This window comes from Streptomyces sp. NPDC007863 (genome assembly GCF_040633895.1).
Classification (GTDB): domain Bacteria; phylum Actinomycetota; class Actinomycetes; order Streptomycetales; family Streptomycetaceae; genus Streptomyces.
Map to the genome: position 1 here is coordinate 1 of NZ_JBEYEI010000027.1, position 21,277 is coordinate 21,277.

The window sequence follows — 21,277 nt, forward strand, 5'->3', positions numbered from 1 at the left end:
GATGGCGGCGTGGCCGGCGTCGGCGGTGACGAGGGTGGAGAGGATCTTCACGGCGGTGGTCTTGCCCGCGCCGTTCGGACCGAGCAGGGCGAAGACGGAGCCGGCCGGGATGTGGAGGTCGACTCCGTCGAGGACGACCTTGTCGCCGTACGACTTCCGGAGGCCGGTGGCGGTGATGGCGGCGGGTGCCGCGTGACCGTTCCCCTGGCTCGGGAGGGGCTGAGGAATGGGCGTGGGCATGACAGAAGAAGGCATGGGGGCCTCCGATCGAAGGCTGAGGTGGGCGTGGGAAGAGGGGGAGGGGCGGAAGGGGGGAGCGGAGGAAGGGAGGAAGGGAGGAGGGAGCTGGAGTCGCTGGGTCCGCGTCGCGTCGGGCCTTGAGGGCGGTGCGTAGCCGGCGGCGGCCGGACGGGGCAGCGGCGGGGCCGAGTGCGCCGGGCCGGGCCGGGCCGGGGTGGGTGCGGGTGCCTGTCCGGATGGAGGTCGGGACGGTCCGGGGTGGGTGCGGGCTGATGCCGCTCGGCGAGGTCGGCCGGGGCCGGCCGGGGCCGTGTCGTGTGGGGGCGGTGCCTGGACGGCGCCCGTGGGGCGCGGCTGTGCGGGGAGGCTCGGGGCCCGCCGGATCGGGCGGGGCGGAGCCTGCGTCTCGTTGCGCGGGGCTGAGGCCGTGTGAGCCTGGGGGCGGATGGGGTCCGCCGGGCCGGAGCCCGGGCGGGGGTGGGAGGAGAGGTCGCGCCGTGCCCGTCCGAGAAGGGCCGGGAGGGGCCGGGGCGGGTCAGGGGCGGGCGCGGCGGATGTCGATGTTGCCGTGGCGGGTGCGGGCGCGGACCTTGACGGTTTCCTCCGTCGCCTCGGGGGCGTCGGAGGCCGTCAGGCCGTTGCGTACCTGGCCGCTGCCGGAGACGGCGTCGAGCCACGCCGCGGTGCCCTCGCGGATGCCGACGTCGATGGCGCCGTAGCTCGTCTCCAGCTGTGCCGTCCCCCGGGCGATCTCGCCGATGCGGACCGTGCCGTGGGCCGTGGTCGCGGTGACCGAGTCCTCGGCGCGGTCGACGGTGATGTCGCCGTGCGCCCCGCTCACGCGGAGCTCGCCGGTGACGGCGCCGACCGTCGTGGTGCCGGACGAGTTCTTCAGGACGGCCGGGCCGTCGACGAAGCCGACGCGCATGCTGCCGGAGCTGGTGGTGATCTCGGCCGCCCCCTCGACTCGGTCCACGGTGATGGAGCCGTGCGAGGCGACGAGGTGCAGCGGGCCCGTGGTGTCGAGCCGGGCGTCGCCGGCGGAGGTCTTCACGCGGACCTCGCCGAACCTGCCCTCGCCGAGGATCTGGGTCCAGGCGCCGTCGACCTCGACCCGGGAACCGGTCGGCAGCTCCACCGTCACGTCGACGACGCCGGTGCGGCCGAACAGGTTCGACTTGGGCGTCCGCACGGTCAGAGTGCCGTTGGCGTACGCCACCTCGGTCTGAGAGGCCGTCCGTACGTCCAGGTCCTTCTTCGGATTGCGCGGAGTCACCTCGACCACCGTGTCCGTACGGTCGCCGGCGACGAACTGGATGGAACCGGCCTCCACGCGGGCCAGGGCCGAGATCGCTGCGGGAGTGTCGAAAGAAGGCATGGCTGTCCCGTCCTCTTGGGTCTCTGGAACGTCCCCGCTGGTGGGACGTGGTGGGGGTGGAGTGGGGTGGTGGAGTGGCACGTCGGTGCCGGGCGGGCGGGCCGGGCGGGCGGCCTAGCGCACCCAGCCCGTGATGCTCTGGCCGACGGACCGGGGTCGCTCCGCCGTGCGCGGGCGGGCCGCGCCGCCGCCGTCGAGCGCCGACGACACGGCCCGTACCAGCCAGGCGTTCACCGACAGTCCCTCGCGGCTCGCGGCCTCCTCGGCCCGCGCCTTGAGGTGGGCCGGCAGCCGCAGGTTCACCCGGGCGACCGCCCCCTCGTCCGTCTCGGGGACCGCCGGGGCCGCCGGCGGTTCGGCGGGCTCCGAGGGCTCCACGGGCGCCGCGTCGCTGTCGGCCGGCGGCCGCGTCACCACGAAGTCCGGGTCGAGACCGCGGAGGCGTACGTCGACCGAACCGGGGGCGAGCTCGCGGGTGATCTCGTCCGTCGCCGCGGAGAGCACGTTGAGCATGGTCAGACGGGCCGCCGACTCCAGCGGAGCGGTGAGCCGCTCGGCCAGCTCGCGGGCCGCGTCGCCACCGGCTTCGGCGGCCACCGCGAGTTCGCGGCGGAGGGTGTCGACATACGGGGTGAGGTCCATGACGTCATCATGGCACCACGATGGCGCCATGCGCAACCCTTAGTGGTGCCATGTGGCGTCGAATGGTGCCAGCGAGGTGCCTTCGATGTGTCGACCGGTGTCGGATGTGGCGCTACGCGGCACCGCATGGCGCCATGCGGTGCCGTAGTGGCGCCATTGGGTGTCGCCCGGTGCCACCTGGTGTCGCCAGATGGCGCCCACGCCCGTCGGGCCCGCCGTCGCACCTCCTTCCATATCGTCAACTCCCCTCTTTCCGTACATGGTTGACGGTAGGTCTGGACCAATCTACGGTCTCCTGGAGCGCGCGCCACGCCCCGGACCGACCCCCCACGTCCCAAGGAGCACACGCATGCCAGGCTCACGGATCGCCCGCGCCCTCGGAGCGGGCCTCACCGCCCTGCTCGCCGCTGTCGCGGCCACCTCCTCCCAGGCCGCCGCCACCCCCGCCGCGACCACCGAGGCCGCCGCCGACACCTGCGCCCTCAAGCCCCGTCCCGCCGGCAAGGTCCTCCAGGGCTACTGGGAGAACTGGGACGGCGCCGCGAACGGCGTTCATCCGCCCTTCGGGTGGGCCCCGATCGACGATCCCCGGTTCGCCGCCCACGGGTACAACGTCATCAACGCCGCCTTCCCCGTGATCCGCTCCGACGGAACCGTGCTGTGGGAGGACGGCATGGACAACACCGTCAAGGTCGCCACCCCCGCCGAGATGTGCCGCGCCAAGGCCGCGGGCGCCACCCTCCTCATGTCCATCGGCGGTGCCGCCGCCGGCATCGACCTCGGCTCCGCGGCCGTCGCCGACCGCTTCGTCGAGACGATCGTGCCGATCCTCCAGCGGTACAACTTCGACGGCATCGACATCGACATCGAGACCGGCCTCGTCGGCAGCGGCAGCATCACCACCCTCTCCGCCTCCCAGGCCAACCTGATCCGGATCATCGACGGCGTCCTCGCCCGCATGCCCGCGGGCTTCGGGCTGACGATGGCGCCCGAGACCGCGTACGTCACCGGCGGCAGCGTCGCGTACGGCTCGATCTGGGGCGCGTACCTGCCCATCGTGAAGAAGTACGCCGACAACGGGCGCCTGTGGTGGCTGAACATGCAGTACTACAACGGCAGCATGTACGGATGTTCCGGCGACTCCTACTCCGCCGGCACCGTCGCCGGCTTCACCGCGCAGACCGACTGCCTCGACCGCGGCCTCGTCATCCAGGGCACCACCATCCGCGTCCCGTACGACAAGCAGGTCCCCGGTCTGCCCGCGCAGCCCGGCGCGGGCGGCGGCCACATGGCGCCCTCGCTCGTCGCCCAGGCGTGGAACCACTACGGCGGCAAGCTCAAGGGCCTGATGACCTGGTCCGCGAACTGGGACGGGTCGAAGAACTGGACCTTCGGCGACAACGTCAAGCGGCTCCAGGGCCGTTAGCCGTCCGCCGTGCCCTCCCTCGCCCCGGCCTCCGTCGCCCCGGCCCCTCGCGTGTTACCCGCGGGTACGCCATGATGGCGGCAGCAGGTGACCACGACCACCCCGGGGGCTGAGGCAGCGGTGAGCGACGACAAGCGGAACAGGGTGCACGCCTTCCGGGACGACTCCCTCGGAGAGCACGACGCCGTCGGGCTCGCGGAGGCGATCCGGCGGCGCGAGGTGAGTCCCGCCGAGGCGGCCAGGGACGCGGCCGCCCGGCTCCGGGCGGTCGCCGGGCTGAACGCGGTGCAGACCACGCTCGACCTTTCCCCAAGCTCTCGACTTCGTTCGAGCGAGGGGAGGCCCCAAGCCCTCGGCGGCGGGAACGGCGGGGCCTTCGCCGGAGTCCCCACCCTCGTCAAGGACAACACCGACTTCGCGGGGCTGCCCACCGGCCACGGCAGCGCCGCGTTCACCCCCCGGCCCGCCCGCCGTCACGCGCCCTTCGTCCGGCAGCTCCTCAGCACCGGCGTCACCGTCCTCGGCAAGACCCGGCTGCCCGAGTTCGGCTTCAGCCCGACCACCGAGTACGAGTCCGCCGAACCGGTCCGCAACCCCTGGCACACCGCCCACTCCGCGGGCGGTTCCTCCGGCGGAGCCGCGGCGCTCGTCGCCTCCGGCGCCGTCCCCCTCGCCCACGCCAACGACGGCGGCGGCTCCATCCGCATCCCCGCCGCGGCCTGCGGACTCGTCGGCCTCAAGCCCACGAGGGGCCGCGTCGTCCCCAACGACCAGAGCCGCCACCTGCCGGTCGACCTGGTCGTCGACGGCGTCGTCACCCGCACGGTCCGCGACTCCGCCGCCTTCCTCGCCGCCGCCGAACGGCACCACCGCAACCCGAAGCTGCCCCCGGTCGGCCTCGTCGAAGGGCCCTCCGGCCGGCGGCTGCGCATCGGCTACCTGCTCGACTCGCCCAGCGGCGTCCGCTGTGACGACGACACCCGCGCCGCCGTCACCGACACCGTCGCCACCCTCCGGGGCCTCGGCCACACCGTCGAACCCGTCACCATGGACATCGACCCCCGCTTCACCGAGGACTTCCTCACCTACTGGGGGCTGCTCTCCTTCCTCATCGGCGCCACCGGCCGCACCTTCGGCGCCGACTTCGACCGGCACCGCATGGACGGCCTCAGCCGCGGACTGCGCGAGGAGTACGTGAAGCGCTGGCGCGGCACCCCGGGCGTCGTCCGCCGGCTGCGCCGGACGAGACTGGCGTACGCGGCGGCGCTGCGCGGCCTCGACCTCGTCCTCACCCCGGTCCTCGCCCGCACCACGCCCCCGCTCGGGCACCTCGCGCCGGACGTCCCGTACCCCGTCCTGGTCGAGCGGATCCTGGAGTACGTCGCCTACACGCCGGTCGACAACGTGGTGGGCACCCCGTCGCTCTCCCTGCCCAGCGCCCGGGCCACGGCCGACGGCCTGCCGATCGGCGTCCTCCTCTCCGGCCGGCCGGGCAGCGAACGCACCCTTCTGGAGGCCGCGTTCGCCCTGGAGGCCGAGCGGCCCTTCCGCCGGATCCAGGACGCCTGACGATGACGTCGAGCGGGTGACGGCGGGACGACCGGCGGAGGTTCGCCGCGGTCCCGCGGGCCCGGAGCAGCAGAGTGGGCCGCATGGATGTCGAGCAGGTGACCGACGAGCTGTACGGGCTGCGGCCGTCCGAGTTCACGGCGGCCCGGGACGCGTACGCGGCCGAGGCGCGCCGGGCGGAGGACACGGCCGCCGCGAAGGCGATCGCGGCGCTGCGGCGGCCGCCGCTCGCCGTCTGGGCGGCGAACCTCCTGGCCCGTGAACGGCCGGAGGAGGCCGAGCGGTTCCTCGCCCTGGGCGAGGCGCTGCGCGAGGCCCACCGGACGCTCGACGGCGAGCGGCTGCGGGAGGCGAGCCGGCAGCAGCACCGGCTCGTCGCCGCGCTCGTCCGGACCACCGCGGCTCTCGCGGAGGAGGCCGGTCAGCCCGTGAGCGACGCGGTGCTCGGCGACGTCGAACGGATCCTGCACGCCGTCCTCGCCCTCCCCGACGCCGCCGGGCCGTGGGCGAAGGGGAGGCTCGCCGCGATGCCGGAGACGGCCGTCGGCTTCCCCGCCGTCCCTCCCGGCACCCTGACGGCCCGCACCCCGGCCGCCCCGGAGGAGCAGCCGAAGGGGCACGACCGGAAGGCCGGGGGAAGGGCGGAAGAGGCCAGAGCGGCGGAAGCGCAGGCGAAGGAGGCCCGGGCCGGCCTCGCCCGGCGGGAGCGGGACCGGGACGCCGCCCGGGAGGCGGAACAGGCCGCGACGGCGGCGGCCGAGGAGGCCGCCGACCGGCTCCGCCGCGCCGAGCGGGAGCGCGAGGAGGCCCGCACGGCGGCCGCCGCGGCCGAGAAGACCGCGCAGCGGGCCGCCACGGACCTCCGGGCCGCCGAGCGCGCGGTGGAGAAGGCCCGGTCCGCCGCCGAGGCGGCCGAGAAGACGTCCCGGCGCCACGAGCGGGGCGAGTGACGGGGGTTCGGTGCCACCGGCGGGGCGAGGGAAACGGGTGCCTCCCGGCGCTCCCGGCGCTCCCGGCGCTCCCGGCGGGACCGATGACTGCCCCGGTGGCCCCGTACCTGAGTACGTACCGCCACCGCACTGAGTACCGGCCCGGATCCCGGGCCGCACCGACCGTGGTGAGCTGTGGCCATGACGACGGCGACCGGCACCCACCCCCGCACCCACGCCCACACCGACCCGACCTGGTGGAAGGCGCCCCTCGTGGCGACGCTCCCCGGACTCCCGCTCCTGGTCGGCGGGTTCGCGACCTTCTGGGCCGACGGGTACACCAGCGGCTTCGAGATCCTCCTCACCCTCGCGGGCGTCCTCCTCGCCATGGCCTGGCTGCTGCCCCACCGTCGTGCCCTGCGGTGGGTCCGCACCGCCGCCGCCTCCACCGCCCTCCTGCTGCTCGCGGCGCCCTGGGCGCTGGCCGTGCTGATGGTCCTGGCGATGGCGTCCGGCTGACACCGCCGGCCCGTCAGCCCTCCTCGGGGAAGTGGCAGGCCACCTCCCGGGGTTCGCCCGCCGCGAGCGTCCGCAGGGCCGGTGCCTCGGTGCGGCAGATCGGCTGAGCCTTCGGGCAGCGGGGGTGGAAGGTGCAGCCGGGCGGGGGAGCGGCGGGGCTCGGCGGGTCGCCGAGGAGGGTGATGCGCTCGCGGGTGCGTTCGGCGGCCGGGTCCGGCAGCGGTACGGCGGAGAGCAGCGCCCGTGTGTAGGGGTGGGCGGGGGTCTCGTACACCTGCCGTTTGGCGCCGATCTCGACGATCCGGCCGAGGTACATGACCGCGACCCGGTCGCAGACCCGCTTCACCACCGACAGGTCGTGGGCGATGAAGAGGTAGGCGAGGCCGAGTTCGTCCTGGAGCCGTTCCATCAGGTTGACGATCTGCGCCTGGACGGACACGTCGAGGGCGGAGACCGGCTCGTCGGCGACGACGAGCCGGGGGCCCGTCGCGAGCGCCCGTGCGATGCCGATGCGCTGGGCCTGTCCGCCGGAGAACTCGTGCGGGCGCCGGTCGGCGTGTTCGGGGATGAGGCCGACGAGTTCCATCAGCTCCAGCGCCCGCTTGCGGGCATCCTCCGCCGAACTCCCTTGTACGAGCAGGGGGTCGGCGATGATCCGGGCCACGGACTGGCGGGGGTTGAGGGAGGAGTGGGGGTCCTGGAAGACCATCTGGATCTCGCGGCGGAGCGGTTTCAGGGCCCGCTGAGAGAGGTGGGCGATCGGACGGCCGTCGTACTCGACGGAGCCGGCGGTCGGTTCGAGGAGCCGGACGATCATCCGGCCGGTGGTCGACTTTCCGCAGCCGGACTCGCCGACCAGACCCAGGGTCTCCCCGGCCGCCAGGTCGAAGCCGACGCCGTCGACGGCCCGCACGGGCGCCGAGCCGCGCCGGCCCGGGAAGGTCATCGCCAGGTCCCGGACCCGCAGCAGGGGCGGCGTACCGGGAGGGGTCGGCGTGCTCACTTGGCGATCCCTTCGGAGGAGGCGGCGGCCGGGAGGGCCGTGAAGTGGCAGGCGGCGGTGTGGCCGTCGCGTCCGGTGAGGGCCGGCCGGTCGTCCGCGCACCGGGCCCGTTCCTCCGGCGTGCCCGCCGCCGCGCGGGCGCAGCGGGGGGCGAAGGCGCAGCCGGGGGAGGGGGCGAGGAGGGACGGCGGGGTGCCGGGGATGGCGCGGAGCGGTACGTCGTCGGGGTCGTCGAGCCGGGGGAGCGAGTCGAGGAGCCCGCGGGTGTACGGGTGCGCGGGGGCGGCGAACAGGTCGTCCACCGGGGCCTGTTCGGCGGCCCGGCCGCCGTACATGACGAGGACCTCGTGGGCGACGCGGGCCACCACGCCCAGGTCGTGGGTGATCATGACGACGGAGAGCCGGCGTTCCCGCTGGATGCGGGTGAGCAGGTCGAGGATCTGGGCCTGGACGGTGACGTCGAGCGCGGTGGTCGGTTCGTCGGCGATGAGGAGGTCGGGTTCGCAGACCAGCGCCATGGCGATCATGACGCGCTGGCGCATGCCGCCGGAGAACTGGTGAGGGTACTCGCCGGCCCGCCGCTTCGGCTCCGGGATGCCGACCTCGGCGAGCGCCTCGACGGCGCGGGCGCGTGCGGCGGCCCTGCGGGTGCCGAAGTGGACGCGGTGGTGCTCGGCGATCTGCTCGCCGACCGTGTAGTACGGGTGGAGGCTGGAGAGCGGGTCCTGGAAGATCATCGCCATCCGGCGGCCGCGCAGCCGGTTGAGCTCCTGGTCGGGCAGGCCGACGAGTTCGCGGCCGTCGAGGGCGACGGAGCCGCTGACCTCGGCGCCGGTGTGGAGGCCCATGACGGCGAGCGAGGTCACGGACTTGCCGGAGCCGGACTCGCCGACGATGCCGAGGGTGCGGCCGTGCGGGACGTCGAAGGAGAGGGAGTCCACGGCGCGGACGGGACCGCGCGGGGTCCGGAAGGTGACGCTGAGGTCCCGGACGGACAACAGGGCGGTCATCAGTACCTCACTCGCGGGTCGACGACGGCGTACAGCAGGTCCACGGCGAGGTTGGCGACCACGATGAAGGTGGCGGCGAGCAGCGTCACGCCGAGGATGACGGGCTGGTCGCCGGTGGTGAGGGCGCCGTAGAAGAGGCGTCCGACGCCGGGGAGTCCGAAGAGGGACTCGGTGATGACGGCGCCGGCGAGGAGGCCGCCGAGGTCCATGCCGAAGATGGTGAGGACGGGGGTCATGCCGGCGCGCAGGCCGTGCTTGACGACGACCGTGCGGCGCGGCAGGCCCTTGGCGCGGGCGGTGCGGATGTACGGCTCCGCCATGGACTCGATCATGGCGCCGCGGCTCTGCCGGGCGTACATGGCGGCGTACAGGATCGCCAGGGCCAGCCAGGGCAGGAGCAGGTTGGACGCCCAGGACAGCGGGTCGGAGGTGAGGGGGACGTAACTCGGGTAGGGCAGCAGCCCGGTGAGCCGGATCAGTCCGTAGATGAGGAGGACGGAGGTGAAGTAGACGGGCAGGGAGGCGGCGGCGACGGCGCCGACCATGAGGGCCCGGTCGGTGAGGCTGTCCTTGCGGAGGGCGGCGGTGACGCCGGCCGTCAGGCCGAGGGCCAGCCAGAGGACGGCGGCGCCGACCGCGAGCGAGGCGGAGACGGGCAGCCGGTCGACGAGGAGGTCCCAGACGCCTTCGCTGTTCTCGTACGAGTAGCCGAGGCAGGGGAAGTCGCAGTGCAGGGCGTACTGTCCGGTGCCCATGGTGCGGCCGGTGAAGATGCCGGTGACGAAGTCGGCGAACTGCCGCCAGACGGGGGCGTCCAGGCCCATGTTCGCGCGGATCGCCTCCAGGCGTTCGTCGCTGCACGCCTTGCCGCAGGCGGCGGCGGCCGGGTCGGAGGGGAGGACGTAGAAGATGGTGAAGGTGACGGCGGCGATGGCGAGGAGGACGCCGAGCATCCCGAGGAGCCGGCGGCCGAGGTAGAGGATCACGTACGGCTCCCCCGGGGGTCGAGGACGTCGCGCAGCGCGTCGCCGAGGAGGGTGAAGGCGAGCACGGTGAGGAAGAGGCAGAGGCTCGGGACGAGGAAGTACATGGGGTCCGTGTCGTAGTAGGCGACGCTCTCGGCGATCATCTGGCCCCAGGACGGGGTCGGCGGGCGGACCCCGACGCCGAGGTAGCTCAGCGCCGCCTCGGTGGCGATCATGCCGGGGATCATCAGCGTGGTGTACGCGATGACCGGTCCGGCGACGCCCGGGAGGATGTCGCGGGCGAGGATCCGCCAGGGGCCGGAGCCGCCGACGCGGGCGGCGTCGACGTACTCGCGGTGCTTGAGGGAGAGGGTCTGGCCGCGGACGACCCGGGCGACGCCGGGCCAGCCGAAGAGGCCGATGACGAGGGTCATGAGCAGGATCCGGTCGACGTCCCTGGCCACCGACATCATCGCGATCATGAAGATGAGGGAGGGGAAGGACATGGTGAGGTCCATCAGCCGGGAGAGGACCGTGTCGGTGCGGCCGCCGAAGTAGCCGGCGGCGATGCCGGCGGTGGTGCCGGCGAGGACGACGATCGCGGTGGCGGCGAAGGCGATGAGCAGGGAGACCTGGGCGCCGTGCACGACGCGGGCGAACAGGTCGCGGCCGGTGACGGGCTCGACGCCGAGCCAGTGCTCGGCGGAGACGCCGCCGAGCGGTCCGATCGGCAGTCCGCCGAGGTACGGGTCGACGGCGGACTTGTCGAACTCCTCCGGGCCCCAGCCGCCCAGCGCGCTGATCAGCGGGGCGGCGGCGGTCATCACCGCGAAGAGGGCGACGACGGCGAGCGAGATCTTGAGCGAGGCGCGGCGGCCCAGCTCCGCGCGGACGAGCCGCCAGGCGCCGTCGGTCGGGTGCACCGGAGCGGCGGCGGCCGGCGCGGACGTGGCCGCCGGACCGGGCGCGGAGGCGGGACCGGACGTGGCGGCGGGATCGGGGCCGGGCCCGGGCTTGGGTGTGGTGGTGGTCATCGGGGCGCCGTTCCTCAGTCCGTGCTCTTCGACGGGTCCTTGAGACCGACGGTCGCGTAGTCGATCTGGCCGCCCCAGGAGGTGTGGCCGTACGCGCCGGCGACGTTGGTGCCGACGAGGAGGGAGCGGCGCTTCGTGGCGGCGGGGGCGACCGGGGCCTTGGCGAGGATCTGCCCGTCGAGCTCCTGCCAGGCCTTGTTGGCGGCGGCGCCGTCGGTCATGGCGGCGATCTCGTCCATCCGCTTCATGGTGGCGTCGTCCTCGAAGAGGGAGTGGTTGCCGGAGTTGCCCTTCTCCTTGATGGAGCGGCCGTCGAAGACGAAGGGGAGGAAGGTGGTGCCGGACGGGAAGTCGGGGCACCAGCCGGTGTAGACGAGGTCGGTGCGGTTCCTGGTGTCGCCGATGGTGTCGTAGAAGGCCGACGGGTCGACGGTGTCGATGGTGACCTCGATGCCGGCCTTGCCGAGGGCCTGCTGGACGGCCTCGCCGATGGCCTTGTCGCCGGTGGAGACGGTCAGGCGGGTGGCGAAGCCGTCGGGCTTCCCGGCCTCCTTGAGCAGGCCCTTGGCCTTCTCGGGGTCGCCGGCGAGCGGGATCCTCAGGGTGTCGGGCTGCTTGCCGCCGGTGAAGAGGGCGCCGGGCATGGCGGCGCCGGCGGCCTCGGCGACGGCGGGGCCGCCGGCGGCGGTGACGATCGCCTCCCGGTCGAGGGCCCACTGGACGGCCTGGCGGACCTTCAGGTCGTCGAAGGGGGCGCGGCCGGTGTGCATCTGGAGCATCTCGGTGCAGCTGCTGGACTCGGCGAGCAGCCGGGCCTTCACGTCGGCCTTGGTGAGGACCTTGGAGAGGGACTCCGGGCGGAGCTGGGCCCAGGAGATCGCGGAGGCGTCGGCGCCGGAGGAGGCGATGAGGCGGTCGTCGACCTGGTTGCCCTTGAGCCCCATGGTGACGACGATCCGGTCCGGGTAGGCCTTGCGGACGGAATCGCTCTTCGGGTCCCAGTGGGTGTTGCGGACGAGGACCATCCGCTTGTCGCGGGCGTAGCTCTCGATCTTGTACGGCCCCGAGGAGAACGGGCGGTTGTCGTACTGGGGGCCCTTGTCCTGCTTCGGCGGCACCGGGGCGAAGGTCGGCAGGGTGGCCGCGAAGGGGAACTCGGCGAAGGGCTTGTGGAGTTCGAAGACGATCGTGCGGGCGTCGGGGGTCTTCACCGAGTCGAGGTGCCTGCCCTGGGCGGGGCCCTGGTAGCCCTCGGCGCCCGCCAGGTAGCGGGCCGCGTAGTCGGGGCCGCCGGGCAGGTCGGGCGAGAAGGACCGCTCGACGTTGTGCTTGACGTCCTGGGCGGTGATGGGGGTGCCGTCCTCGTACTTCAGTCCGGGCTTGAGGCGGAAGGTCCAGGTCTTGGCGCCGTTGGACGGGGTGCCGAGGTCCTCGGCGAGGTCGGGGACCAGCTCGCTGCCCTGGGCGCCGGGCGCCGCCCGGTAGGTGACGAGGGTGCGGTAGAGCAGCCGGGTGCCGAAGTCCATGTCGGGCATGACCCAGTTGCGGGCCGGGTCGAGGTGGGAGAAGTCCTGGTTGGACAGGACGGTGAGGGTGCCGCCCCGCTGCGGGGTGCCGCCGAGGACCGCGCCGGCGTTGGCGGCGGCGGGGTTCTTCCGCTCGGGGCCACCGGTCCCGCCGGAGGAGCCGCCGGAGCAGGCCGCGAGGCCGAGGGTCAGGGTCGACACCAGGGCGATGGCCAGGGTGTGGGTGCGCTTGGTCATGGGTCACTCCGAGGAGAGCGGAAGAGCGGTCGGACAGCCAGAGCGGCCGGAATGTGACCCGTAACATAGTAATGTGAAATTGCACTGACAAGGTGTGGGATCCGGCTCGGCCCGTCCGTTACCCATCCGTGTCCCTTTCGGGGCCCCCGCCCGTGCGTTTGCGCGGGAACTGCAACGGACCGTCATTCTCTTGCGGGACTTGCGCTAGCCTTGCGCTCATGACGCGACGACTTGCTCAGGTGGCGAAGAAGGTGGGGGTCAGCGAGGCGACGGTCAGCCGCGTCCTCAACGGCAAGCCCGGGGTGTCCGAGGCGACCCGGCAATCCGTGCTCACCGCCCTGGACGTGCTCGGCTACGAGCGGCCCACCCAGCTCAGGGGCGAGCGCGCCCGGCTGGTCGGACTCGTCCTGCCCGAGCTGCAGAACCCGATCTTCCCGGCCTTCGCCGAGGTCATCGGAGGGGCGCTCGCCCAGCAGGGGCTCACCCCCGTGCTCTGCACCCAGACCAAGGGCGGCGTCTCCGAGGCCGACTACGTGGACCTCCTCCTCCAGCAGCACGTCTCCGGCGTGGTCTTCGCCGGCGGGCTCTTCGCGCAGGCCGACGCCCCGCACGAGCACTACCACCGGCTCGCCGAGCGCAACATCCCGGTCGTCCTCGTCAACGCCTCCATCGAGGGGCTCGACTTCCCCTGCGTGGCCTGCGACGACGCCGTCGCCGTCGAACAGGCCTGGCGTCACCTCGCCTCCCTCGGCCACGAGCGGATCGGGCTCCTCCTCGGCCCCGCCGACCACGTGCCCTCCCGCCGGAAGCTCCAGGCCGCCCGGGCCGCCGCCGAGGCGCTCGGCACCCCGCTCCCCGACGAGCGCGTCGTCCGCTCGATCTTCTCCCTCGAAGGCGGCCAGGCCGCCGCCAACCAGCTGCTCGGACAGGGCGTCACCGGCATCGTCTGCGCCAGCGACCCGCTCGCCCTCGGCGCCATCCGGGCCGCCCGCCGGCGCGGACTCGCCGTCCCCGCGGACGTGTCGGTGGTCGGCTTCGACGACTCCGCCTTCATGAACTGCACCGAGCCCCCGCTCTCCACCGTCCGTCAGCCCATCGAGGCGATGGGCCGGGCCGCCGTCGAACTGCTCTGCGCCCAGATCCAGGGCGTCCAGTCGCACCCCGGCGAGCTGCTCTACGAGCCCGAGCTCGTGGTGCGCGGCTCGACCGCGCCGCCGCCGGCCCGCGCGTAGCGGAGCTCGTACGGCTTCTGCTGCCGCCGCGTCTGCGCCGACAGTGGTCGCAAAAAGTCGACTGAATTACTCAAAATCCCCTGGGGTCACCAGCCGAAGCGGCGGTCCACGACGGCGGCGAACTCCTCGTAGCTGAGGACCCGGTCGCCGTTCTGGTCCGCCGCGTCGAACAGCGCGGCGGACGCGTCGTCGCCGCCCACGCCCCAGAACGGGATGACCCCGCGGGCCGCGAGCGTGGGACCCTTCTCGCGCAGGGCCCGGATGACCTCCGTACGGGTCAGCGTGCCGTCCTGGTCGAGGTCGAGCGCGTCGAAGAGGAGGCGGGCCTTGTCACTCATGACATGTCCTTGGCTCGGTCGTGGACTTCCTGCCCGGGAGGACGCCCACGACCCCCGCCGGGTTGCCTAGGCTCTCCCCATGGCGACGCCCTCGATTCCCTCCGCTCCCGAACTCCTCGTCCTGCACGCCGTACGGCTGCGGGGCATGACCACCGAGGAGGAGGCGGCGGCACGCTACGGGCTCGATCCCGAGGCCGTGGGCGAGCTGCTGCTCGACCTCCAGGCGTACGGGCGGGTCAGCCGGTCCGCCTTCGCCGGCACCTCGGGCTGGAGCCTGACCGACCGGGGGCGGGCCGAGGGGGAGCGGCTCCTGGCCGAGGAGCTCGCCGGGGCCGGGCACGAGGCGGCCGTACGGGAGCGGTACACGACCTTCCTGGCGTACAACGCCCGCTGTCTGACGGCCTGCACCGACTGGCAGCTACGGCCCGACGACAGCGGACGCCTCGCCGTCAACACCCACGGGGACCCGGTCTGGGACCGGCGCGTCCTCGACGAACTGACCGTGCTCGGCGGGGTCATCGACACCCTCTCGGCCGACCTTGCCACCCTGCTGCCGCGCTTCGGCGGCTACGGGGAGCGCTTCACCGGCGCGCTCGCCCGGGTGCGGCGCGGCGAGCTGTCCTGGGTGGACCGCCCGCGCGCCGACTCCTGCCACACGGTCTGGATGGAGCTTCACGAGGACCTGCTGGCCACGCTCGGCATCCGCCGGGGCGAGGAGCCCGTCCCGTAGACCAGGACGAAGGTGACGGAGATGAGGAGCGCCCAGGCGCCGAACTTGGCCAGGGAGACGGGCTGCCAGCCGTCGAGCTGGTCGGGGTAGCTCCAGGCGCCGGCGTAGGTGGCGGCGTTCTCGGCGATCCACAGGAAGAAGCCGATGAGGACGAACGAGAGGGCCAGCGGCATCCGGTGGTCCTCCTCGCCGACGCGGAAGCGGACCCAGGTGCCGGCGGTGGCGAGGAGCAGCAGCCCGGCGAGGAACCAGCGGGCGTCCGGCAGCCAGTGGTGGCTGAAGAAGTTGAGGTAGACCGCGCCGGCGAGGACCGCCATGATCCGGGGCCGGTAGCCGGTGATCCGCAGGTCGAAGAGGCGCCAGGCGCGGCAGACGTAGCTGCCGACGGCCGCGTACAGGAAGCCCCCGTACAGGGGGACGCCGCCGAACTTGGTGACCGCGTCCTCGGGGTAGCTCCAGGAGCCCATGCGGACCTTGACCAGCTCGAAGACCAGGCCGATCAGGTGGCAGACGGCGATGACCACGACGTCCCGCCCGCTGTCCCAGCCGAGCCGCCAGGCCAGCACGGTGAGCAGGATCCCGTAGCCGAGCAGCAGGTCGTAGCGGGCGACGGGCAGGTCGGGCAGGAGCGCGGAGACGGCGATGCCGCCGACGAGCGCGACGGCGAAGGCGCAGCAGCGCGCCTCCAGCAGGGCGAAGCGCAGGAGCTGGCGGAATCCGTGCCTGATCTGGTCCATGCGGGAGGGGACGCGCCCGCGCGTGTGTGCGGTTTCCGCCGCGGGGGTCCGGTCAGTGGTGGTCGTGGTGGTGGGCGCAGCGCGGGGCGGTGAGCAGCCGGCGGACCATGTCGCCGGCCTCGGCGGCGTCGCGGGCCTCGCCGGGGAAGAGGAGGCGGAGGTCGCAGTGGCCCTCGCCGTACTCGCAGCGCAGCGAGACGGCGTGCCGGTCGATGGCGAGGGGGAGGGCGCGGACGGCGCCGTGGGGGAGGCGGGCGCCGGCGAGGACGACGAGGTCGGAGACGAGGTCGGCGTGGGCGTCGGCGAGGTGGGTGAGGAGGGCGGCCTCTTCGAGGGCGAGCGGGTCGGGGGCGGCGAGGGTGTACGCGCCGGGGGCGACCTCCTGGGTCCCGGTGCCGGTGCGCAGGACGACGCGGGCGAGGTCGAGGCGGAGCGAGCCGAGGTCGCCGGGGGTGGCGGGGGCGAGCCGCCCGGTGAGGGTGACGCGGGCCCGGACCCGGTCGCGCAGCGCGGTCGGGGCGATGTCGGTGAGCTCGATCCGCGCGTCGACGCCGTCGTGCGGGGCGCGGGCGAGGTGGTCGGAGAGGGGGGTGTCGGCCGGCGGGTGGAGGGTGATGCGGCCGCGGGCTCCGACGGTGTGCGCGCCGAGGAGGTCGTAGGTCTCGCCGTCGAGGGTGAGGGAGAGGGAGATTGCCCGGGCCAGCACGGAGCGGACCTGTTCCGCGGCGGTCTGCTGGGGCAGGGCGGGGGAGGGGGCGACGCGCACGAGGACTCCTCGATCGACTTTTAGGTTAGGCTAACCTAACCATCCCCTCTCGGTGGTGTCCAGAAGCCGACCGGGCCTGTTGGTCCCCCGAGTTGGACTCCTCCTGTGGTACTGCCTTACGAGGACATAACGCGTTTGTCCCGTTTGGTGGGGAAAGGGGTTGTAGATGGCGAAAGTCGGACAGGATCCGGGCGCGGGTGACGACGGAGGCGGCAAGGGCGGGAGCGGGAGGGGCGCGCTGCCGGTGACGGCGGACCTGCCCGATCTCGGCCACCGCCACCCCGCCCGCACCGACCCGGTCGTCTTCGGCGTCACCGCCGTCCTCACCCTCGCGTTCGTCGTCTGGGGCGCGACGGCCACGGACAGTCTGGAGTCGGTCTCCAGCAGCCTGCTCGACGGCCTGATCCGGGACGGCGGCTGGGCGTTCATGCTGGCGGCCTCCGGCTTCGTCGTCTTCGCGCTCTGGCTGGCGATCAGCCGGTACGGCCGGATCACGCTCGGACAGGAGGGCGAGGGACCGGAGTTCCGCACGGTCTCCTGGATCGCCATGATGTTCAGCGCCGGCATGGGCATCGGCCTGATGTTCTACGGGGTGAGCGAGCCGCTCGCCCACTACGGCACCCCGCCGCCCGGCACCTCCCCGGCCGACTCGGCCGAGCGGATGGAGACGGCGATGGCCACCACGCTCTTCCACTGGACCCTCCACCCGTGGGCGATCTACGCCGTCGTCGGCCTCGCCATCGCCTACTCGACGTTCCGCCGCCGGCGCCGCCAGACCATCAGCGCCGTCTTCGTGCCGCTGATGGGCGCGCGCCGGGCGCTCGGCGGGCCGGGCCGGGTCATCGACATCCTCGCCATCTTCGCCACCCTCTTCGGCTCCGCCGCCTCGCTGGGCCTCGGCGCGCTCCAGATCGGCAGCGGCGTCGAGGAGCTGGGCTGGATGGCGAAGACCGGCACGGGCCTGCTGGTCGGCATCATCGCCGTGCTCACCGTCGCCTTCGTGCTCTCCGCCGTCTCCGGCGTGGAGAAGGGCATCCAGTGGCTGTCCAACATCAACATGGTGCTGGCGCTGCTGCTCGCCCTGTTCGTCTTCGTCGCCGGACCCACGATCATCGTCCTCGACCTGCTGCCGACCTCGATCGCCGCGTACGTCGGCGACCTCCCGCAGCTGGCCGGCCGCACCGAGGCCACCAGCGGTGAGAACATCCACGACTGGCTGGGCAGCTGGACCGTCTTCTACTGGGCGTGGTGGATCTCGTGGACGCCCTTCGTCGGCATGTTCATCGCCCGGATCAGCCGGGGCCGGACGATCCGTCAGTTCATCGGCGGCGTCATCCTGGTGCCGAGCGCGGTCAGCCTGGTCTGGTTCGCGATCTTCGGCGGCACCGCGATGCGGCTGGCCGAGCAGGGCGAGCTCGCGGGCGAGACGACGCCGGAGGGCCAGCTCTTCGGGCTGCTCCAGGAGTTCCCGCTGACGGGCGTGATGAGCCTGCTCGTGATGGTCCTCGTCGGGATCTTCTTCGTCTCCGGCGCGGACGCCGCCTCCATCGTCATGGGCACCCTGTCGCAGCGCGGCGCGATGGAGCCGACCCGCCCGGTGGTGATCTTCTGGGGCGTGGTCACCGGCGCCGTCGCCGCGATCATGCTGCTCATCGGCGACGGGCAGGGCGACGCCCTGGCGGGCCTGCAGAACCTGACGATCCTGGTCGCCGCCCCGTTCGTGCTCGTCATGATCGGCATGTGCGTGGCCCTCATGCGGGACCTGCGGGAGGATCCGCTGATCGTGCGCGGCCAGGTCGGCGAGGAGGTCGTCGGGGTCGCGGTGATCGCCGGACACCAGCGGTACGACGGCGACTTCGAGCTGCGCATCGGCCCGGGCACCCCGGACGGCGCGCCGCCGGCGCCGACGGCCCCGCCCGCCGGGGGCGGACCCCGCTGACCCCGGGGCCGGCCGCCGTCAGGGGCCGACCGAGCGCCAGATCCGGTCGGGGAGGATCCGGCTCGCCTCTTCGAGGTCGACGTCGCCGAGGGTGAGCCAGCGGCGGGCCATGGCGACGACCGGCCCCAGGACGAGCCCCTCGATGACCGGGGTCGGGAGGTCGGCCAGCTCGCCCGCCTTGCGGTGGGCGTCGAGCCAGAGCTCGATGGGGGTGAGCCGGGCCTCCTGGCTGTCGCGGATCTCGGCGGCGTGGGCCGTGCCCTCCTGGTCCGCGAAGGGGGAGTGCAGGAGGCGGGAGGCGGCCGGTTCGGTGCGGACGAAGCCCAGATAGGCGTGGACGACCGCCTCGATGCCGGAACGGGCGTCCTGGTGGGAGAGCAGGGCGGTGCCGAGCTCGCCGAGGAGGCGGCCGAGCCAGCGGAGGGCGAGCGCCGAGACCACTCCGTGGAGGTTGCCGAAATGGTGGTAGACGCTGCCGGTGCTGACACCGCTCTCCCGGGTGAGGGCGGCGACGGTGAGGCCCGCCTCGCCCTCGCGCGCGTAGAGGTCCAGCGCGGCGTCGAGGACGCGCTCGACGGTGACTTCTCCGCGCTGCTGCTTCCGGCTCATCGAGCGGGGTGCCCCTTTGTTCCTGCGCCATGTCTGGCCTGGTGATTCCGTACCTGGTCAGCATAGGAGGCGCGGAGGCCGCCCGACCCCGTCGCGCGGGGGTCCGATGGGCGGCGGCGGGCCCGGAGTGCCGAGCCGGGGCGCCGCGCCGGGGCGCGATGCCAGGGCGCTATGCCAGGGCGAGGAAGAGCTTCTCCAGCTCCGCCTCCGTCATCGGCGGCCCGCCCGCCGGCTCCTCCGCCAGGCACTGGCGCATCCCGCTCGCCACGATCTTGAACCCGGCCCGGTCCAGGGCCCGGGAGACGGCCGCGAGTTGGGTCACCACGTCCTTGCAGTCGCGGCCCGCCTCGACCATCGCGATCACTCCGGCCAGCTGTCCCTGCGCCCGCCGCAGCCGGTTGAGCACGGGCGCCATGGCCTCTTCGTCGACCTGCACGGCCGCCTCCTTCGCGTCGTCACCCCCGCCGCCCCAGAATACCCCATGGGGTATCAAAACGGTCGGTGTCCCTTGATTCCGGTCACTCGCGGACGGTCGCGGTACGGCGCCATGCCGAAGGCGCCGAAGAGCAGACCGGTCCGCCACCGCACCCGCCGCGCCCGCGCGTGCGGCGCCAGGGCGGCGAGGCTGGTCACGCCGACGACGAACAGCGAGGTCGTGATCGCCTCCTTCGCGTCCTGCCCGGCCAGGTGGACCAGGATCGGCACGGTGAGGACCGAGCCCCCGCCGCTGAGGACGCCGAGGGCGACGCCCACCAGCAGCGAGGCCGCGACGGCGAGCACCGTCACCGGGTGCTCCGCAGCTCCGCGAGGACGGTGCGCAGGTCGGTGCGGGGCCCGCGGTTGTAGGGCAGCTTCGAGAGCAGGACGCCCATGGCGCAGGTGTTGCTGAGCGCGGCGTAGGTGAGGCCCGCGCCGATCGAGGTCCCGACGAGGTGGATGCCGGGGACCGCGATGCCGATCAGGCCGGTGGCGAGGACCACCGAGCCGGCGACGAGCCGAACCCGACGCTCCATGTCCCACCGCTCCGGGCCGCGCTCGACGGGCGCGCCCGACTCCTCCCGGGCGACGATCCCGCCCTCCAGGACCCGGAGGTTCGGCAGCCCGGCGTCGGCGAGGGACCGCTCCGCCTCCCGCGCCCGCTGCCCGGACCGGCAGACGAGGACGACCTCCTCGTCCGGGTGGGCGAGCAGCTCGGTGCGGTGCTCGCGCAGGGCGTTCAGCGGCACGTTGTACGAGCCCGGTATGTGCGTCGTACGGAACTCGCCGGGCGTGCGGACGTCGAGCAGGCGCGGTGGCGCGGCCCTCCCGCACGAGGCGGTGCAGCACGGCGGGGGAGAGGGAGGAGGGATGGTCGTGGCGGGGTGGGCTCCGTTCGTGGGGGTGGATGCGGCGGGTCGGGCGGGCGTTCAGGCGGCCGGGCTCTCCGCCGCCGTCAGGGCCCAGGCCGAGTAGCCGCCGAGGTGGTCGGAGAGGTCCTCGAAGCCGCGCCGGCGCAGCAGGCTCGCGGCGATGGAGGCCCGACCGCCCGCCCCGAGGGTCGCCGGGTCAAGGCTCGTGACCGGCGGCGGCGACCGCGAAGGTCTGCGCGATCAGCACCTGCTCCGCCCGCTTCTGGAGCCGGTCCGCGAGCCCGCGCAGCCGCGCCCCCTCGGCGGCGGGGATCGACAGGGCCACCGCGGCCGTCTCCGCGCCCACCGTGATCGGCACCGCCGCGCAGGCGGTCCCCAGCGCGTACTCCTGGTGCTCCAGGACCGGCAGCCGCCGCGGGGCCGCCGCGAGGCGTCGCTCGAAGTCGCCGTGCGTCGCGACGGTGTGCGGGGTGAGTGCCGTCACCCGGTGGCGGCTCAGATGGTCGTCGCGCTGTTCCGGCTCCAGCTGGAGCAGCAGGCTCTGGCCGGCGGCGTGGGCGTGGGCGGTGGCCCGGAAGTCGGCCCACTCCTCGACGGGCGGCCGCGCCGGATTGCCGGAGACGGCGCCGAGCCGCACCTCGCCGTCCAGGTACTGCACGAAGTACACGGCGGCGTCCAGCTCCCGGCTGAGCGTGTCCACCCAGGCCTGGATGCCGAGCGCCGGCGCGTGGGCGGCGGTGTCCGTGCCCCGGCGCAGCGGCGAGACCAGCCGGTAGGCGCCGTTGTCGTTGCGGACCAGGCCCTCGTGGACCAGGGTCCGCAGCAGGTGGTACGCGGTCGGCAGCGGCAGCACCGCGTCGCGGGCCAGCTGTTTGGCACTCCCGGTGCCCCCGCGCCGCTCCAGCTCGTCCAGCAGCCGTACGGCCCGGCGTACCGACTGGATCAGGGTCGGTGCCGTGCCGCTCTCCCCCTCGCGATATGGCATGCGTGTCCTTTCGCACTGCGCGGAGCACTGTGCTCCGGGACCATGATCGGACAGTGAAGCCGGAATTACATACCGTCAGGTAACCCGGGGTGTCGGAACCGACCCCCGCCGGCC

22 protein-coding genes and 1 pseudogene are annotated in these 21,277 nt (G+C 73.6%); 7 read left to right on the forward strand and 16 right to left on the reverse strand.

Features of this window, described 5'->3' with window-relative positions; translation table 11 throughout:
- The 3 genes from ABZ621_RS32970 to ABZ621_RS32980 form a co-directional block, all read right to left on the reverse strand.
- The coding region (locus ABZ621_RS32970; protein ID WP_360610131.1) for an ATP-binding cassette domain-containing protein at positions 1-240 on the reverse strand (240 nt) is incomplete at its 3' end.
- Between the two features lie 535 nt (positions 241-775).
- Positions 776-1,618 (reverse strand): DUF4097 family beta strand repeat-containing protein, encoded by an 843-nt coding sequence (locus ABZ621_RS32975; protein ID WP_360610132.1) that lies wholly within the window; start codon positions 1,616-1,618, stop codon positions 776-778.
- 114 nt (positions 1,619-1,732) lie between these two features.
- The gene (locus ABZ621_RS32980) at positions 1,733-2,260 is read right to left on the reverse strand and encodes a hypothetical protein (RefSeq protein WP_360610133.1); all 528 of its coding nucleotides are present in this window, start codon (positions 2,258-2,260) and stop codon (positions 1,733-1,735) included.
- A gap of 349 nt (positions 2,261-2,609) precedes the next feature.
- Between ABZ621_RS32980 and ABZ621_RS32985 the strand changes: the two genes are divergently transcribed.
- From ABZ621_RS32985 to ABZ621_RS33000, 4 genes are all read left to right on the forward strand, one after another.
- Positions 2,610-3,686, forward strand: coding sequence for a chitinase (locus ABZ621_RS32985; protein ID WP_360610134.1), 1,077 nt, complete (start codon positions 2,610-2,612; stop codon positions 3,684-3,686).
- An 87-nt stretch (positions 3,687-3,773) separates the two neighbouring features.
- Positions 3,774-5,255, forward strand: coding sequence for an amidase (locus ABZ621_RS32990; protein ID WP_360610135.1), 1,482 nt, complete (start codon positions 3,774-3,776; stop codon positions 5,253-5,255).
- 83 nt (positions 5,256-5,338) lie between these two features.
- A complete protein-coding gene (locus ABZ621_RS32995; RefSeq protein WP_360610136.1) occupies positions 5,339-6,205 on the forward strand; it encodes a hypothetical protein in 867 nt (288 codons plus the stop codon).
- Between the two features lie 180 nt (positions 6,206-6,385).
- Positions 6,386-6,703 carry a hypothetical protein gene (locus ABZ621_RS33000; RefSeq protein ID WP_360610137.1) on the forward strand — a complete coding sequence of 106 codons (318 nt, stop codon included), beginning with the start codon at positions 6,386-6,388 and terminating at the stop codon, positions 6,701-6,703.
- Between the two features lie 13 nt (positions 6,704-6,716).
- Here the strand turns inward: ABZ621_RS33000 and ABZ621_RS33005 are convergent, their stop codons facing one another.
- Genes ABZ621_RS33005 through ABZ621_RS33025 form a run of 5 tightly spaced genes read right to left on the reverse strand, consistent with a single transcriptional unit; the run spans position 6,717 to position 12,478 of the window.
- Positions 6,717-7,649 (reverse strand): oligopeptide/dipeptide ABC transporter ATP-binding protein, encoded by a 933-nt coding sequence (locus ABZ621_RS33005; RefSeq protein ID WP_360610314.1) that lies wholly within the window; start codon positions 7,647-7,649, stop codon positions 6,717-6,719.
- A 53-nt stretch (positions 7,650-7,702) separates the two neighbouring features.
- Positions 7,703-8,716: an ABC transporter ATP-binding protein gene (locus tag ABZ621_RS33010; protein WP_360610138.1), complete on the reverse strand. Its 1,014-nt coding sequence runs from the start codon at positions 8,714-8,716 to the stop codon at positions 7,703-7,705.
- Complete coding sequence (locus ABZ621_RS33015) at positions 8,716-9,702, reverse strand: ABC transporter permease (RefSeq protein WP_360610139.1); 987 nt, start codon at positions 9,700-9,702, stop codon at positions 8,716-8,718. The genes ABZ621_RS33010 and ABZ621_RS33015 overlap by 1 nt, the downstream gene beginning before the upstream one ends.
- Positions 9,699-10,715, reverse strand: coding sequence for an ABC transporter permease (locus tag ABZ621_RS33020; protein ID WP_360610141.1), 1,017 nt, complete (start codon positions 10,713-10,715; stop codon positions 9,699-9,701). Before ABZ621_RS33020 ends, ABZ621_RS33015 begins: the two co-directional genes overlap by 4 nt.
- Before the next feature lie 14 nt (positions 10,716-10,729).
- Positions 10,730-12,478: an ABC transporter substrate-binding protein gene (locus ABZ621_RS33025; RefSeq protein WP_360610143.1), complete on the reverse strand. Its 1,749-nt coding sequence runs from the start codon at positions 12,476-12,478 to the stop codon at positions 10,730-10,732.
- 218 nt (positions 12,479-12,696) lie between these two features.
- Here ABZ621_RS33025 and ABZ621_RS33030 point away from each other — a divergent pair, with 218 nt between their 5' ends.
- Entirely contained in the window at positions 12,697-13,710 is a 1,014-nt protein-coding gene (locus tag ABZ621_RS33030) for a LacI family DNA-binding transcriptional regulator (protein ID WP_360610145.1), read from the forward strand.
- Positions 13,711-13,796: 86 nt separating this feature from the next.
- Here ABZ621_RS33030 and ABZ621_RS33035 read toward each other — a convergent pair whose 3' ends face one another.
- Complete coding sequence (locus ABZ621_RS33035) at positions 13,797-14,048, reverse strand: EF-hand domain-containing protein (protein WP_360610147.1); 252 nt, start codon at positions 14,046-14,048, stop codon at positions 13,797-13,799.
- A 79-nt stretch (positions 14,049-14,127) separates the two neighbouring features.
- Here ABZ621_RS33035 and ABZ621_RS33040 point away from each other — a divergent pair, with 79 nt between their 5' ends.
- Positions 14,128-14,778 (forward strand): transcriptional regulator, encoded by a 651-nt coding sequence (locus tag ABZ621_RS33040; protein WP_360610149.1) that lies wholly within the window; start codon positions 14,128-14,130, stop codon positions 14,776-14,778.
- On the opposite strand, the gene ABZ621_RS33045 is transcribed toward ABZ621_RS33040, so the two are convergent.
- Complete coding sequence (locus ABZ621_RS33045; protein WP_360610151.1) at positions 14,721-15,515, reverse strand: DUF817 domain-containing protein; 795 nt, start codon at positions 15,513-15,515, stop codon at positions 14,721-14,723. The genes ABZ621_RS33040 and ABZ621_RS33045 overlap by 58 nt on opposite strands.
- Positions 15,516-15,567: 52 nt before the next feature.
- Complete coding sequence (locus tag ABZ621_RS33050; protein ID WP_360610153.1) at positions 15,568-16,281, reverse strand: DUF2470 domain-containing protein; 714 nt, start codon at positions 16,279-16,281, stop codon at positions 15,568-15,570.
- Positions 16,282-16,447: 166 nt separating this feature from the next.
- Here ABZ621_RS33050 and ABZ621_RS33055 point away from each other — a divergent pair, with 166 nt between their 5' ends.
- On the forward strand, positions 16,448-18,220 hold the full coding sequence (locus ABZ621_RS33055; protein WP_360610155.1) for a BCCT family transporter: 1,773 nt from the start codon (positions 16,448-16,450) through the stop codon (positions 18,218-18,220).
- A gap of 18 nt (positions 18,221-18,238) precedes the next feature.
- Here ABZ621_RS33055 and ABZ621_RS33060 read toward each other — a convergent pair whose 3' ends face one another.
- The 5 genes and pseudogenes from ABZ621_RS33060 to ABZ621_RS33080 form a co-directional block, all read right to left on the reverse strand.
- Positions 18,239-18,829 (reverse strand): TetR/AcrR family transcriptional regulator, encoded by a 591-nt coding sequence (locus tag ABZ621_RS33060; RefSeq protein WP_360610157.1) that lies wholly within the window; start codon positions 18,827-18,829, stop codon positions 18,239-18,241.
- Between the two features lie 169 nt (positions 18,830-18,998).
- A complete protein-coding gene (locus ABZ621_RS33065) occupies positions 18,999-19,244 on the reverse strand; it encodes a metal-sensitive transcriptional regulator (RefSeq protein ID WP_360610316.1) in 246 nt (81 codons plus the stop codon).
- A 128-nt stretch (positions 19,245-19,372) separates the two neighbouring features.
- Positions 19,373-19,615: pseudogene (locus ABZ621_RS33070) on the reverse strand (TSUP family transporter); the annotation flags it as partial.
- On the reverse strand, positions 19,612-20,115 hold the full coding sequence (locus ABZ621_RS33075) for a rhodanese-like domain-containing protein (protein WP_360610318.1): 504 nt from the start codon (positions 20,113-20,115) through the stop codon (positions 19,612-19,614). The pseudogene ABZ621_RS33070 and the gene ABZ621_RS33075, both read right to left, overlap by 4 nt.
- Before the next feature lie 259 nt (positions 20,116-20,374).
- Entirely contained in the window at positions 20,375-21,163 is a 789-nt protein-coding gene (locus tag ABZ621_RS33080; protein ID WP_360610159.1) for an IclR family transcriptional regulator C-terminal domain-containing protein, read from the reverse strand.
- Positions 21,164-21,277: the final 114 nt, after the last annotated feature.

What these genes read in the sequence shown, in the direction of transcription:
- ABZ621_RS32975 (WP_360610132.1), bottom strand. Translation starts at nt 1,618, where the DNA reads ATGCCTTCTTTCGACACTCCCGCAGCGATCTCGGCCCTGGCCCGCGTG.
- ABZ621_RS32980 (WP_360610133.1), bottom strand. Translation starts at nt 2,260, where the DNA reads ATGGACCTCACCCCGTATGTCGACACCCTCCGCCGCGAACTCGCGGTG.
- ABZ621_RS32985 (WP_360610134.1), top strand. Translation starts at nt 2,610, where the DNA reads ATGCCAGGCTCACGGATCGCCCGCGCCCTCGGAGCGGGCCTCACCGCC.
- ABZ621_RS32995 (WP_360610136.1), top strand. Translation starts at nt 5,339, where the DNA reads ATGGATGTCGAGCAGGTGACCGACGAGCTGTACGGGCTGCGGCCGTCC.
- ABZ621_RS33000 (WP_360610137.1), top strand. Translation starts at nt 6,386, where the DNA reads ATGACGACGGCGACCGGCACCCACCCCCGCACCCACGCCCACACCGAC.
- ABZ621_RS33005 (WP_360610314.1), bottom strand. Translation starts at nt 7,649, where the DNA reads ATGACCTTCCCGGGCCGGCGCGGCTCGGCGCCCGTGCGGGCCGTCGAC.
- ABZ621_RS33010 (WP_360610138.1), bottom strand. Translation starts at nt 8,716, where the DNA reads ATGACCGCCCTGTTGTCCGTCCGGGACCTCAGCGTCACCTTCCGGACC.
- ABZ621_RS33020 (WP_360610141.1), bottom strand. Translation starts at nt 10,715, where the DNA reads ATGACCACCACCACACCCAAGCCCGGGCCCGGCCCCGATCCCGCCGCC.
- ABZ621_RS33025 (WP_360610143.1), bottom strand. Translation starts at nt 12,478, where the DNA reads ATGACCAAGCGCACCCACACCCTGGCCATCGCCCTGGTGTCGACCCTG.
- ABZ621_RS33030 (WP_360610145.1), top strand. Translation starts at nt 12,697, where the DNA reads ATGACGCGACGACTTGCTCAGGTGGCGAAGAAGGTGGGGGTCAGCGAG.
- ABZ621_RS33035 (WP_360610147.1), bottom strand. Translation starts at nt 14,048, where the DNA reads ATGAGTGACAAGGCCCGCCTCCTCTTCGACGCGCTCGACCTCGACCAG.
- ABZ621_RS33040 (WP_360610149.1), top strand. Translation starts at nt 14,128, where the DNA reads ATGGCGACGCCCTCGATTCCCTCCGCTCCCGAACTCCTCGTCCTGCAC.
- ABZ621_RS33045 (WP_360610151.1), bottom strand. Translation starts at nt 15,515, where the DNA reads ATGGACCAGATCAGGCACGGATTCCGCCAGCTCCTGCGCTTCGCCCTG.
- ABZ621_RS33055 (WP_360610155.1), top strand. Translation starts at nt 16,448, where the DNA reads ATGGCGAAAGTCGGACAGGATCCGGGCGCGGGTGACGACGGAGGCGGC.
- ABZ621_RS33060 (WP_360610157.1), bottom strand. Translation starts at nt 18,829, where the DNA reads ATGAGCCGGAAGCAGCAGCGCGGAGAAGTCACCGTCGAGCGCGTCCTC.
- ABZ621_RS33065 (WP_360610316.1), bottom strand. Translation starts at nt 19,244, where the DNA reads ATGGCGCCCGTGCTCAACCGGCTGCGGCGGGCGCAGGGACAGCTGGCC.
- ABZ621_RS33080 (WP_360610159.1), bottom strand. Translation starts at nt 21,163, where the DNA reads ATGCCATATCGCGAGGGGGAGAGCGGCACGGCACCGACCCTGATCCAG.